The organism is Methylophaga sp. UBA5088 (assembly GCF_002414625.1).
Classification (GTDB): domain Bacteria; phylum Pseudomonadota; class Gammaproteobacteria; order Nitrosococcales; family Methylophagaceae; genus Methylophaga; species Methylophaga marina.
This window is the reverse complement of sequence record NZ_DIAC01000039.1, coordinates 1-238: the sequence shown is the minus strand read 5'-3', so window position 1 is coordinate 238 and position 238 is coordinate 1. Positions and strand designations below refer to the sequence as shown.

Below are 238 nucleotides of genomic sequence, written 5' to 3'. Positions count from 1 at the left end.
AAGCGGCGACTATCCTCAACAATGCTACACACCACAGCTTGGTTTTAATGGATGAAATTGGCCGTGGAACCAGTACCTTTGATGGTCTAGCTTTAGCGTGGTCATGTGCTGAAAAACTGATTCGTGATATCGGCGCTTATACCTTATTTGCGACACATTACTTCGAGATGACTCAATTGCCTGAGTTATTTGAGCAAGCCAGGAATGTGCATCTGGATGCTATCGAACATGGTGACAA

1 protein-coding gene is annotated in these 238 nt (G+C 44.5%); it reads left to right on the top strand.

Annotation, left to right across the window (positions count from 1 at the left end; translation table 11 throughout):
* Nucleotides 1-238 (top strand): MutS-related protein (locus tag B4K20_RS05410; protein WP_289282183.1); only part of this gene is annotated, 238 nt, incomplete at both ends.